Annotated in this window: 13 protein-coding genes and 1 tRNA gene; all 14 read right to left on the reverse strand. The window is 65.2% G+C overall.

Going from position 1 to position 12,424, the window contains the following annotated elements; genetic code table 11:
- Window positions 1–17 precede the first annotated feature (17 nt).
- The 14 genes from nuoF to JC881_RS06415 all read right to left on the reverse strand — a co-directional run bounded on the left by nuoF (window position 18) and on the right by JC881_RS06415 (window position 12,417).
- The gene (gene nuoF, locus JC881_RS06350; RefSeq protein WP_198784798.1) at window positions 18–1,358 is read right to left on the reverse strand and encodes an NADH-quinone oxidoreductase subunit NuoF; all 1,341 of its coding nucleotides are present in this window, start codon (window positions 1,356–1,358) and stop codon (window positions 18–20) included.
- Window positions 1,358–1,900 carry an NADH-quinone oxidoreductase subunit NuoE family protein gene (locus JC881_RS06355; protein ID WP_198784799.1) on the reverse strand — a complete coding sequence of 181 codons (543 nt, stop codon included), beginning with the start codon at window positions 1,898–1,900 and terminating at the stop codon, window positions 1,358–1,360. Before JC881_RS06355 ends, nuoF begins: the two co-directional genes overlap by 1 nt.
- 10 nt (window positions 1,901–1,910) lie before the next feature.
- The gene (locus JC881_RS06360; RefSeq protein ID WP_042579830.1) at window positions 1,911–3,164 is read right to left on the reverse strand and encodes an NADH-quinone oxidoreductase subunit D; all 1,254 of its coding nucleotides are present in this window, start codon (window positions 3,162–3,164) and stop codon (window positions 1,911–1,913) included.
- A gap of 1 nt (window position 3,165) precedes the next feature.
- Window positions 3,166–3,777: an NADH-quinone oxidoreductase subunit C gene (locus JC881_RS06365; RefSeq protein ID WP_198784800.1), complete on the reverse strand. Its 612-nt coding sequence runs from the start codon at window positions 3,775–3,777 to the stop codon at window positions 3,166–3,168.
- Window positions 3,778–3,790: 13 nt separating this feature from the next.
- The gene (locus JC881_RS06370) at window positions 3,791–4,270 is read right to left on the reverse strand and encodes a NuoB/complex I 20 kDa subunit family protein (protein ID WP_007837763.1); all 480 of its coding nucleotides are present in this window, start codon (window positions 4,268–4,270) and stop codon (window positions 3,791–3,793) included.
- Window positions 4,271–4,282: 12 nt separating this feature from the next.
- The gene (locus JC881_RS06375; protein ID WP_041943881.1) at window positions 4,283–4,642 is read right to left on the reverse strand and encodes an NADH-quinone oxidoreductase subunit A; all 360 of its coding nucleotides are present in this window, start codon (window positions 4,640–4,642) and stop codon (window positions 4,283–4,285) included.
- Window positions 4,643–4,709: 67 nt separating this feature from the next.
- Window positions 4,710–4,794: transfer RNA gene (locus JC881_RS06380), tRNA-Leu, on the reverse strand.
- Between the two features lie 119 nt (window positions 4,795–4,913).
- Window positions 4,914–5,324 (reverse strand): preprotein translocase subunit SecG, encoded by a 411-nt coding sequence (secG, locus tag JC881_RS06385; protein WP_042579832.1) that lies wholly within the window; start codon window positions 5,322–5,324, stop codon window positions 4,914–4,916.
- Between the two features lie 37 nt (window positions 5,325–5,361).
- Window positions 5,362–6,147, reverse strand: a complete 786-nt coding sequence (gene tpiA, locus JC881_RS06390; RefSeq protein WP_198784801.1) for a triose-phosphate isomerase — start codon at window positions 6,145–6,147, stop codon at window positions 5,362–5,364.
- On the reverse strand, window positions 6,141–7,151 hold the full coding sequence (locus JC881_RS06395) for an NAD(P)H-quinone oxidoreductase (RefSeq protein ID WP_198784802.1): 1,011 nt from the start codon (window positions 7,149–7,151) through the stop codon (window positions 6,141–6,143). Before JC881_RS06395 ends, tpiA begins: the two co-directional genes overlap by 7 nt.
- An 87-nt stretch (window positions 7,152–7,238) precedes the next feature.
- On the reverse strand, window positions 7,239–9,566 hold the full coding sequence (pnp, locus tag JC881_RS06400) for a polyribonucleotide nucleotidyltransferase (RefSeq protein ID WP_198784803.1): 2,328 nt from the start codon (window positions 9,564–9,566) through the stop codon (window positions 7,239–7,241).
- A 206-nt stretch (window positions 9,567–9,772) separates the two neighbouring features.
- Complete coding sequence (gene rpsO / locus JC881_RS06405) at window positions 9,773–10,039, reverse strand: 30S ribosomal protein S15 (RefSeq protein WP_007837783.1); 267 nt, start codon at window positions 10,037–10,039, stop codon at window positions 9,773–9,775.
- A gap of 198 nt (window positions 10,040–10,237) precedes the next feature.
- Complete coding sequence (locus JC881_RS06410) at window positions 10,238–11,161, reverse strand: DMT family transporter (protein WP_198784804.1); 924 nt, start codon at window positions 11,159–11,161, stop codon at window positions 10,238–10,240.
- A gap of 83 nt (window positions 11,162–11,244) precedes the next feature.
- Window positions 11,245–12,417, reverse strand: coding sequence for a pyridoxal phosphate-dependent aminotransferase (locus JC881_RS06415; RefSeq protein WP_198784805.1), 1,173 nt, complete (start codon window positions 12,415–12,417; stop codon window positions 11,245–11,247).
- Window positions 12,418–12,424 lie beyond the last annotated feature (7 nt).

The following is a 12,424-nucleotide window of genomic DNA, read 5'->3' on the forward strand; positions in this document are numbered from 1 at the left end:
TATGTTTCTTCTCGCGCTCAGGCCTGGACGGGCGCCTTCGGGACGTAGCCCGGGATCAAGGCCTCGAACTCGTGACGGAAGTGCTTGATCATGGCGCGCACCGGCATCGCCGCCGCATCGCCGAGGGCGCAGATGGTGCGGCCCTGGATGTTGTCTGCCACGGAGTTCAAGAGGTCCATGTCGGTCGCCTTGCCCTGCCCGTTGTGGATGCGGTCCACCACGCGGTAGAGCCAGCCCGTGCCTTCGCGGCACGGCGTGCACTGGCCGCAGGACTCGTGCATGTAGAAGTACGACAGGCGCTTGAGCGACTCGACCATCGAGCGGCTGTCGTCCATGACGATCACCGCGCCCGAGCCCAGCATGGAACCGGCCTTGGCGATGGAGTCGTAGTCCATGGTGCAGGCCATCATGATGTCGGCGGGCAGCACCGGCGAGGACGATCCGCCGGGGATCACCGCCTTGAGCGTGCGGCCCTTGCGCACGCCGCCGCACAGTTCCAGCAGCTTGGAGAACGGCGTGCCCATGGGCACTTCGTAGTTGCCGGGCAGCTCGACGTCACCGCTGACCGAATAGATCTTGGTGCCGCCGTTGTTCGGCTTGCCGCATTCGAGGTAGGCCGGACCGCCGTTGTTGATGATCCAGGGCACCGCCGCGAAGGTCTCGGTGTTGTTGATCGTGGTGGGCTTGCCGTACAGGCCGAAGCTCGCCGGGAACGGCGGCTTGAAGCGCGGCTGGCCCTTCTTGCCTTCGAGCGATTCGAGCAGCGCGGTTTCCTCGCCGCAGATGTAGGCGCCGAAGCCGTGGGCCGCGTGCAACTGGAAGTTGTACGTGCTGCCCATGATCGCGTCGCCGAGGTAGCCGGCCGCGCGCGCCTCTTCGAGGGCTTCCTCGAAGCGGTCGTAGCTCTGGAAGATCTCGCCGTGGATGTAGTTGTAGCCCACGCTGATGCCCATCGCATAGGCGGCGATGGCCATGCCTTCGATCACGATGTGCGGGTTGAACTGCAGGATGTCGCGGTCCTTGCACGTGCCCGGCTCGCCTTCATCGGAGTTGCAGACGAGGTACTTCTGGCCCGGGAACTGGCGGGGCATGAAGCTCCACTTCAGGCCCGTCGGGAAACCGGCGCCGCCGCGGCCGCGAAGGCCCGAGGCCTTCACTTCGGCGATCACCTGGTCGGGCGTGAGGCCCTCGGTGAGGATCTTGCGCAGCGCCTTGTAGCCGCCGCGCGCTTCGTAGTCGGCCAGGCGCCAGTTGGTGCCGTTCAGGCCCGCATAGATCTGCGGCTCGATGTGGCGGTCATGGAAACAGGTCTGCACGCCCGTCGCCTGGAACTGCTGGAGTACTTGCTCGGGTGACATTACGCGGCCTCCCCTTTGGTCGAGCCACGCAGGCCCTCGATGAGCTGGTCGAGCTTCTCGTTGCTCATGAAGCTGCACATGGTGCGGTCGTTGACCAGCATCACGGGCGAATCGGCGCAGGCGCCCAGGCACTCGCTCTGCTGCAGCGTGAACAAACCGTCCTCGGTCGTCTCGCCCATCTTGATGCCCAGCTTCTTCTCGAGGTGAACGAGCGCGGTGACGCCGTCACGCAGCTGGCACGGCAGGTTGGTGCACACGTTGAGCTTGAACTTGCCCACCGGATGCTGGTTGTACATGTTGTAGAAGGTCGTCACCTCGTGCACGGCGATGGGCGCCATGCCGAGGTAGTCGGCGATCTCGCGCTCGCGCTGCATGCTGATGTAGCCTTCGCCCTGCTGGACGATGGCCAGGCACGCCATCACGGCGGAGGCCTTGCCGGCCTCGGGGTACTTGGCGACTTCGCGCGCAAAGCGCTCGAGGACGTCGGCCGTCAGCGGCGCCGAAGGGGCCGCGTCGTGGTGATGGGTTGAGGAAGTCGTCATTCGCTCTTTCTCACCTGTCGATTTCGCCGAACACGATGTCCATCGTGCCGATCACCGCGACAGCGTCGGCGATCATGTGACCGCGCGACATTTCGTCGAGGGCGGCGAGGTGCGGGAAACCGGGGGCGCGGATCTTCAGGCGGTAGGGCTTGTTGGCGCCGTCGCTCACGAGATAGATGCCGAACTCGCCCTTCGGATGCTCGACGGCGGCATAGGCCTCGCCTTCGGGCACATGGAAGCCTTCGGTGAAGAGCTTGAAATGGTGGATCAGCTCCTCCATGTTCGCCTTCATCGATTCGCGCGCGGGCGCGGCGACCTTGTGGTTGTCGGTGATCACCGGGCCGGGGTTGGCGCGCAGCCATGCCGAGCACTGCTGGATGATCTTGTTGGCCTGGCGCATCTCTTCGACGCGTACGAGGTAGCGGTCGTAGCAGTCGCCGGTCTTGCCCACGGGCACGTCGAACTGCATCTGGTCGTAGACGTCGTAGGGCTGCTTCTTGCGCAGGTCCCATTCGATGCCCGAGCCGCGCAGCATCGGGCCGGTGAAGCCCAGGTTCAGCGCGCGCTCCGGCGTCACGACGCCGATGCCCACGGTGCGCTGCTTCCAGATGCGGTTGTCGGTGAGCAGCGTCTCGTACTCGTCGACCATTTTCGGGAAGCGCTTGCAGAAGTCGTCCACGAAGTCGAGGAGAGAACCCTGGCGGTTCTCGTTCAGGCGCTCGATGGCCTTCGCGTTCTTGATCTTGCTGACCTTGTACTGCGGCATCGCGTCCGGCAGGTCGCGGTACACGCCACCCGGACGGAAGTACGCCGCGTGCATGCGCGCGCCGGAGACGGCCTCGTACATGTCGAACAGGTCTTCGCGCTCGCGGAAGCAGTAGATGAGCATGTTCATCGCGCCGCAATCCAGGCCGTGCGCGCCGAGCCACAAGAGGTGGTTCAGGAGACGGGTGATTTCGGCGAACATCACGCGGATGTACTGCGCGCGAATCGGCACGTCCAGGCCCATCATCCGCTCGATGGCCAGGCAATAGGCGTGCTCGTTGGACATCATCGACACGTAGTCGAGGCGGTCCATGTAGGGCAGCGACTGGATGAAGGTGCGCGATTCGGCGAGCTTCTCGGTCGCGCGGTGCAAGAGGCCGATGTGCGGGTCGGCGCGCTGGATCACTTCGCCGTCGAGCTCGAGCACCAGGCGCAGCACGCCGTGCGCGGCCGGATGCTGGGGGCCGAAGTTGAGGGTGTAGTTCTTGATTTCGGCCATATCAGTGCAAACCGCCGCCGTAGTTGTCTTCGCGGATCACGCGTGGCGTGATTTCCCGCGGCTCGATCGATACCGGCTGGTACACGACGCGCTTCTGTTCTTCGTCGTAACGCATCTCGACGTGACCCGACACCGGGAAGTCCTTGCGGAACGGGTGGCCGATGAAGCCGTAGTCGGTCAGGATGCGGCGCAGGTCGTCGTGGCCGTCGAACACGATGCCGTAGAGGTCGAACGCTTCGCGCTCGAACCAGGTGGCGGCGCTCCAGACGGGCTGCAGCGAATCGACCACGGGCAGGTCTTCGTGGGGCGCGAACACCTTCAGGCGCACGCGCTGGTTGAGCGTGACCGACAGCAGGTGCGAAACGACGCAGAAGCGCTCGCCCTGCCACTCGCCTTCGCGGTAGTCGGAGTAGTCCATGCCGCAGAGGTCGATCAGTTGCTCGAAGCGGCAGCCGGGCGCATCGCGCAGCAGCGTGGCGGCGTCGATGTAGTCGGCAGCACTCACCACGACAGTCACCTCGCCCAGTGCGAGCGTCACGCTCTTGGCTTTGGCGCCGAGCGTCTCGGTGATGGTGGCGCGCAGCACCTCCGGCGAAATTGCAAAGTCAGTCATCGTCGGCAATCTCTCAGGCGCGGGCAATGGTGTTGGTGCGGCGAATCTTCTGCTGCAGCTGGATCACGCCGTAGAGCAATGCCTCGGCGGTGGGCGGGCAACCCGGAACGTAGACGTCGACCGGCACGATGCGGTCGCAGCCGCGCACGACCGAATAGCTGTAGTGGTAGTAGCCACCGCCATTGGCGCACGAGCCCATCGAGAGCACCCAGCGCGGCTCGGGCATCTGGTCGTAGACCTTGCGCAGCGCCGGCGCCATCTTGTTGCACAGCGTGCCGGCCACGATCATCAGATCGGACTGGCGCGGGCTTGGACGGAACAGCATGCCGAAACGGTCGATGTCGTAGCGGGCGGCACCCGCATGCATCATTTCGACCGCACAGCATGCGAGGCCGAACGTCATCGGCCAGAGAGATCCGGTCTTCGCCCAATTCACCACCGAGTCGTAGGTGGTGGTGACGAAACCTTCTTTGAGAACGCCTTCAATGGCCATCGTGATTCCTTGTCATTCCCAGTCGAGCGCGCCTTTTTTCCACTCGTAGATGAAACCTACGACGAGGATGGCGAGAAAGATCATCATGGCCCAGAAGCCGACAGCACCGATCTCCTTGAGCGCAATGGCCCACGGGAAAAGAAAGGCAATTTCGAGATCGAACAGGATGAAGAGAATGGCAACGAGGTAATAGCGCACGTCGAACTTCATGCGCGCATCCTCGAAGGCTTCGAAGCCGCACTCGTAGGGAGCGTTCTTCGCAGCGTCTGGCCGGTTGGGGCCGAGGATGTATCCGATGACTTGGGGGGCGACGCCTACGCCGACTCCGACCAAAATGAACAAAAGGACGGGAAGGTAGGAATCGAGGTTCATCGAGAAATTTTCACCGCTTGCCACCGGCAAGAAGAACCTCTGGATGAGGTTTTCTGCCGATGAGATTTGGTGCGGTCGGCGAGACTCGAACTCGCACAGCTTTCGCCACTACCCCCTCAAGATAGCGTGTCTACCAATTTCACCACGACCGCGGTTTTTGCTGTTCAGATGGCATGAGGTACCGGTTAAGGCATTTGGCTTTCTGAACAGCTTTAGAGTTTACCCTGAAATGCAGCCGTTTCTCGCTGACGACTGCATGAAAACGACTGGATTACTTGTTCGGAATCTGACCGGCGCCCGAAACGGGTGCGGCAGGTGCCGAAGCCGGTGCGCTCGGAGCACCGGCGCCAGGGATTTCGCCTGCGGCACCAGAGGCCGGCGTGGCCGGCGCAGCGGGTGCGCCCACGGCCGCACGCTCCAGAAGACTGCCGCCGCCCGCAGGACGCGCGTGACTGAAGTACGCGAGCAGCAGCGTGCATGCGAAGAACACCGCGGCCAGCACGGCCGTGGTGCGCGAGAGAAAGTTCGCGCTGCCGCTGGCACCGAACAGGCTGCCGGCACTGCCGCTGCCGAAGGCCGCGCCCATGTCGGCGCCCTTGCCGTGCTGGATCAGGATCAGGCCGATCATCGCCAGGGCCGCCAGCATTTGCACGCCGACCAGAAGGTTGAGGACCACGTTCATTCGTTCTTACTCCTAATTGATGACAGCCGTTGCGCGCTCAGCGCGCAGCGGCAGAAATGATCTGCAGAAAATCGGGGGCCTTGAGCGACGCGCCGCCGATGAGGCCGCCGTCGATGTCGGCCTGCGCCAGCAGTTCGGCGGCATTGGCCGCGTTCATGCTGCCGCCGTAAAGAATGCAGATGCCGGCAGCGTGCTCGCTCGCGGCATGGTGCAGTTGCGCACGCAGCACGGCATGCACCGCCTGCGCCTGTTCGGGCGTTGCCGTCTTGCCGGTGCCGATGGCCCAGACGGGCTCGTAGGCCACGACGATTTCGCTGATGCAGTGGCCATTCACATGGATCACCGCGGCCAGCTGGCGCTTGACGACTTCTTCGGTCTGCCCTGCTTCGCGCTCGGCCAGCGTTTCGCCGACGCAGACGATCGGCGTGATGCCGTTCGCCAGCGCGGCGGCCGCCTTCGCGGCCACCGTCTCGTCGGTTTCGCCGTGGTACTGCCGACGCTCGGAGTGACCGACGATGGCATAGCGCACGCCGAAATCCTTCAGCATCGCCGCCGACTGCTCGCCGGTGAACGCACCTTGCGGATGCGCCGAAACGTCCTGCGCACCGAGCGCCAGCGACGGCGAGCCCGCCAGCAGCGATTGCAGCTGGGCGAAGTACGGCGCCGGCGCGCACAGCGCGACATCGCAAGCGGCCGGGCTTGCCGCCAGGCCTTGCTGCAGAGCCTTCACCAGCGCCTCGTTGGCGGCCAGGCCGCCATTCATCTTCCAGTTGCCGGCGATCAGTTTCTTCTTGGTTGTCATCGCGTTGTTCGTTGTCACCATGTCAGCACGATCTTGCCGATGTGCTGGTTCGATTCCATGAGCGTGTGAGCCTGGGCCGCACCACTCGTCGTGCCATCGGGTTCACCCGCCGCCACAAAAGTGCTGTGGATCACGGGCTTGATCGCGCCGTTTTCGAGCAGCGGCCAGACCTTTTCGCGCAATGCCTTGGCAATCGCGCCCTTGAACGCCACCGGCCGCGGCCGCAGCGTCGAGCCGGTGATCGTGAGGCGCCTGCGCAGCACGAGGCCCGCATTGATCTGGGCCTTCACGCCGCCCTGCACCGCGATGATCACGAGCCGGCCGTCTTCGGCCAGACATTCGATCTCGCGCGCCACGTAGTCGCCGGCCACCATGTCCAGGATCACGTCCACGCCCTTGCCACCGGTGAGCTTCTTCGCCTCTTCGACGAAGTCGCTCGTGCGGTAATTGATTGCGTGGTCGGCGCCCAGCTTCTTGCAGGCTTCGCACTTGTCGTCGCTGCCGGCCGTGACGATCACCGTCGCGCCCAGCGCCTTGGCGATTTGGATCGCCGTGACGCCGATGCCGCTGGAGCCGCCCTGGATCAGGAGCGTCTCGCCCTTTTGCAAGCGGCCGCGCTCGAACACGTTGCTCCAGACGGTGAAGAAGGTCTCGGGCAGCGAAGCCGCGTCGACATCGCTCCAGCCCTTGGGCACCGGCAGGCATTGCGCCACGGGCGCCACGCACAGCTGGGCATAGCCGCCACCGGCGATCAGCGCGCAGACGTGGTCACCGATCTTGAAGCCCGCCTCGGCCAGCGCCGCGGCGTCGCCCGAGACGATCTCGCCGGCCACTTCGAGGCCCGGCAGGTCTGAGGCGCCCGGCGGCACCGGATAGTGGCCCATGCGCTGCAGCACGTCGGGGCGATTCACCCCGCTGGCTGCGACGCGAATCAGCAATTCGCCCACGCCCGCCACCGGATCGGGACGATCGGCCACGCGCAGCACCTCAGGGGCGCCGTACGAAGTGATTTCAATGGCTTTCATGGTCTTTCGGCCTCCAACGCCCGCAGGTGGGGCGCAGCTAGCTGTTCAAAAGATAGCAACGGCAGGTTTGCTGCCGTTGCGCCCTTCTTACTCCTGAGGCTCGCGCGGTGCTTGCGACTGCTCGCCGGCCGGAGCCTGCTGCTGGTCGTTGCGCGGTTGCTGCTGCTGGTCGTTGAAGCGCGGTGCGCGCTCGCCACGATCACCACCACGGTCGCCACCGCGATCGCCACCACGGTCCGAACGCTCACGGCGCTCGCCACCACGGTCGCCGCGATCACCGCGGTCTTCACGCGGCGGGCGCTCGCTGTACTCCATGCCGGCCGGACGCTCGGTCAGGGCCTTCATGGACAGCTTGACGCGGCCCTTCTCGTCGGTCTCCAGGACCTTGACCTTCACGATCTGGCCTTCGCTCAGATAGTCGGTCACCTTCTCGACGCGTTCGTGCGCGATCTGGCTGATGTGCAGCAGGCCGTCCTTGCCGGGCAGCAGGTTGATGAGCGCGCCGAAGTCCAGGATCTTGGTGACCGGGCCTTCGTAGACCTTGCCGATTTCGACTTCCGCGGTGATCTGCTCGATGCGCTTCTTGGCGAACTCGGCCTTTTCCGGATCGGTCGAAGCGATGGTGATGGTGCCGTCTTCGTCGATGTTGATCGTCGTGCCGGTTTCTTCCTGCAGGCCGCGGATGACCGAGCCGCCCTTGCCGATCACGTCGCGGATCTTCTCGGGGTTGATCTTCAGCGTGGTCAGGCGCGGTGCGAAGCTGGAGACTTCGGCCTTGGCCTCGCCCATGGCTTCCTGCATCTTGCCCAGGATGTGCATGCGCGCTTCCTTGGCCTGCGCCAGTGCGACCTGCATGATTTCCTTGGTGATGCCCTGGATCTTGATGTCCATCTGCAGCGCGGTGATGCCGTTGGTCGTGCCCGCAACCTTGAAGTCCATGTCGCCCAGATGATCTTCATCGCCCAGGATGTCGGTCAGCACGGCGAAGCGGTTGTCTTCCTTGATCAGGCCCATGGCGATGCCGGCCACGTGCGCCTTCATCGGCACGCCCGCGTCCATCATCGAGAGGCAGCCGCCGCAGACCGAAGCCATCGACGAGGAGCCGTTCGACTCGGTGATTTCCGAGACCACGCGCACGGTGTACGGGAATTCTTCCTTGGTCGGCAGCACGGCGACGAGCGCACGCTTTGCCAGGCGGCCGTGGCCGATTTCGCGGCGCTTGGTCGAGCCCATGCGGCCCACTTCACCGGTGGCGAAGGGAGGCATGTTGTAGTGGAACAGGAAGCGGTCTTCGTACTCGCCGGCCAGCGCGTCGATGCGCTGCGCATCGCGTTCGGTGCCGAGCGTGGTGATGACCAGCGCCTGCGTTTCGCCGCGCGTGAACAGGGCCGAGCCGTGGGTGCGGGGCAGCACGGAATTGCGGATCTCGATGGGGCGCACGGTACGCGTGTCGCGGCCGTCGATGCGGGGTTCGCCCGACAGGATCTGGCTGCGCACGATCTTCGATTCGATGGCAAACAGCAGGTCGTTGACCTTGCCGGCGTCGAAGGGCTCGCCGCTTTCCTTGAGCGTGCTCATGACGCTGGCGTTGGCTTCGCGCAGGGCTTGCGTGCGGGCTTGCTTGCTGCGGATCTGATAAACAGCGCGCAGCTTTTCTTCGGCCAGGCCCTTGACCTTGGCGACGAAGGCTTCGTCTTCGGCCGGTGCCTGCCAGTCCCACACCGGCTTGCCGGCGTCGCGCACGAGGTCATGGATCGCGTTGATCGCGATGCCGGCCTGTTCGTGGCCGAACACCACGCCGCCGAGCATGATTTCTTCGCTCAGTTGCTGGGCTTCGGACTCGACCATCAGCACGGCGGCTTGCGTGCCGGCGACGACGAGGTCCATCTGCGAATCCTTGCGGGCGGTCTGGCCCGGATTCAGCACGTACTGGCCGTTGATGTAGCCCACGCGGGCGGCACCGATCGGACCGCTGAACGGGATGCCGGAGATCGACAGCGCGGCGCTCACGCCGATCATGGCGGCGATGTCGGCATCGACTTCGGGGTTCAGCGACACGGTGTGGATGACCACGTGCACTTCGTTCAGGAAGCCTTCGGGGAACAGCGGGCGGATCGGACGGTCGATCAGGCGGCTGGTCAGCGTTTCGTGTTCGCTGGGCTTGGCTTCGCGCTTGAAGAAGCTGCCGGGGATCTTGCCCGCGGCGTAGGTCTTCTCGATGTAGTCGACGGTCAGCGGGAAGAAATCCTGGCCCGGCTTGGCGGACTTGGAGGCGACCACGGTCGCCAGGATCACGGTGCCGTCGATGTCGACCAGCACGGCGCCATTGGCCTGGCGGGCGACTTCGCCCGTTTCCATGACAACGGTCTTGTCGCCCCATTGGAAGGACTTGGTGACTTTGTTGAAGAGGCTCATGTTTGCTCCTGTTTTAGTAGCGAACCACACAGGGTTCGCAAGGGGCGGAGGCTGTCTCAGAACACGATGCCATTCCAGCGAAGCTCGGGGAGAACTTCATTGGAATGACACAGCTTCGCTCTGTTTTGGCACTCCGAAAGTGGATCGCGAAGTAAAAAACGCCTGAGCTAGCGGACTAACCCAGGCGTTTTTTCATGCGATTCGGTTTACTTGCGCAGACCCAGCTTGGCGATCAGCGCGGTGTAACGGTCGGCGTCCTTGGACTTGAGGTAGTCCAGGAGCTTGCGGCGGCGGCTCACCATGCGCAGCAGGCCGCGACGGCCGTGGTGGTCCTTGGCGTGCGTCTTGAAGTGGGGGGTGAGCTCGTTGATACGGGCGGTCAGCAGTGCGACTTGCACTTCGGGGCTGCCAGTGTCGTTGGCGGCGCGGGCGTTGTCTTTGACGACTTCGGCCTTGATGGAGGCTGCGATCATGTTGAATTTCCTTGTTCCGGGATGTTTGACTTGCGGTGAGCGCTGGAACTGCCCTCATCGTGCGCCTTGCGGCATGCAAAGCCTCGGGATTATAGCTTGTCATGGACTCGCCCCCAGGCTGCGCGCACTCCGTGTCGCTTCGCCAACCCCCTACCGGGGGCAACACCTGCGGCCCGGCAAAGCCGGTTCCGCGGTGTTTCACGAAGGAGCGGCAGCATGGCCAGAGCCTTTTTCGCCCCTTCCATCGAGCGAAGCCAGCCCCACCGCGCCCAGCACGCACGCAGCCCCGCCGACCTGCGCCAGACTGATACTTTCGCCCAGCCAGAGCGCCGCCAGTATCAGCGCAGAAACCGGCAGGAGCGCCGTGAAAAGCGCCGCCTCCGCCCCCTTGAGCCGCGCCGATCCGGCAAACCAGAGGACAAAGCCCAGCACCGTTGGCACCAGCGCGTAATAGGCGACGCCAGCCAGCGCATCGTTCGGCAACGGGTGCTCCCAGGCGCGCTCGAACAGCGCCGGCACCAGCGACAGGAGGAGCCCGAAAGCCGTCATCAGCGTCGACAGCGCCAGCGGCCGCACCGGAACGCGCAAACGCTTGTTGAGCAGGATGAACATCGCCTCGCAGACGACCGCGCCCAGCACCAGCAAATTGCCGACCATCGCCGCAGGGGATTTCGAGTCCCCCGCGGCGCCCTCCCCCGGCCAGCTGATCGCCAGCACGCCCGCCGTCGCCAGCACGATGCTGCCGATCAGGTACCGCCCCGGCCGCTCGCGCAGTGCCAGCACCGCCACCAGCGCCGCGACGGCCGGCAGCGTTCCGGCCACCACGCCCGCGCTGGCGGCCGGCGCCCAGCGCACGCCAAGGATCAATAGCACCGTGTAGCCGACGCTTCCCAGCCCGGCCTGGCACAGCAGCAGCGCGAGGTCGCGCCGGTCGGGCCGCGGCCACGGCGTGCGCGTCACCCGCAGCAGCAGGAGAAACACCGGCAGCGCCATCGCGAACCGCAGCGCCGTCGCGGTGAACGGCGGCAGGCCGCCGGCAATCACTTTGCTGGCCACGACCGTGCTGCCCACCGTGACCATCGCCAGCGCGCACAGCGCCATTCCCTTGATTCGTTCCGACATGCATGACCTTTCGCTCTCGAAGAAAGGCCGAGCTTCGCGGGCCGCACGCCCCGCGTATTGAACGAAATTGCAGTCCGACCGGCTCAGCCCTTGCGCTGCGGCTGCGCAGCCAGCCACTGGCGCAGGCGCTCCACGCCCTGCACCAGCCGCTGCGGGTCTTTCGACGCGAAGCACCAGCGCAGCCAGCCCTGCGCCTCGGGCGCGAAGGCATTGCCGGGCGCGAGTCCGAGGCCCGCCTCGACCACCAGCCGCTTGGCCATGTCGAGCGAATCGCCGAAACCGTCGAGCCGGAAGAAGGCGTACATGCCGCCCTTGGCCGGCGCCACCTGCACGCCGGGCACCGCGGCCAGCAGCGGCACCAGCGTGTCGCGGCACAGCTTCAGGTGCGCGACCACGCGCGGCGTGATGTCTGCCGTGTGCGCGATCGCCGCGATGGCCGCGCGCTGCGTGAACACGCTCGCACACGAGGTGTTGAACTCGATCAGCTTGCCGATGCCATCGACCATCGCGGGCGGCAGCACCAGCCAGCCGAGGCGCCATCCGGTCATGAGGAAGCTCTTGGAGAAACTGTGCGTCACGACCAGCCGGTCATCGGGCTTGGAGATGTCGAGAAAGCTCGGCGCGCAGCCGTTCGGCGAGGCCTCGAAATACAGCCGCTCGTACACCTCGTCGGCGAGGATCCAGGTGCCGGTCTCGCGGCAATGGTCGAGCACGGCCTGCTGCTCGTCGCGCGTCATCGTCCAGCCGGTGGGATTGTTGGGCGCGTTGACGATCAGGAGCTTCGTCTTCGATGTGACCGCGGCCCGCAGTGCGGGCAGGTCGAGCGTCCACTGTCCTTCGACTGGCACCAGCGACACCGTGCGCACGTGCGCCCCCATGATCGCCGGCTGCGCCGTGAGGTTCGGCCACACCGGCGTCACCGCGACCACATCGTCGCCCGCATCGACCAGCGCCTGCACCGCCAGCATCAGCGCGCTCACGCCGCCCGAGGTGACGGCGATGCGCGAGGCGTCGACCGCGGGATGCAGCGCGCTGGTGTAGCGCGCGATCGCCTCGCGCAGTTCGGGCAGTCCAAGGTTGTGGGCATAGAAGGTCTCGCCGCGCTGCAGCGATTCGATGGCGGCCTGGCGGATCACCTCGGGCGTGACCTCGTCGCTTTCGCCGAACCAGAAGGCGAGCACGTCGTCGCGGCCCAGGCCCGCATTGGCGACCTCGCGAATCTTGGAGGCTTCGAGGTTGTGGATGGCTTCACGCATCGGCTGT

The organism is Variovorax sp. IB41, from assembly GCF_016405905.1.
In the GTDB taxonomy this organism is placed as follows: domain Bacteria; phylum Pseudomonadota; class Gammaproteobacteria; order Burkholderiales; family Burkholderiaceae_C; genus Variovorax.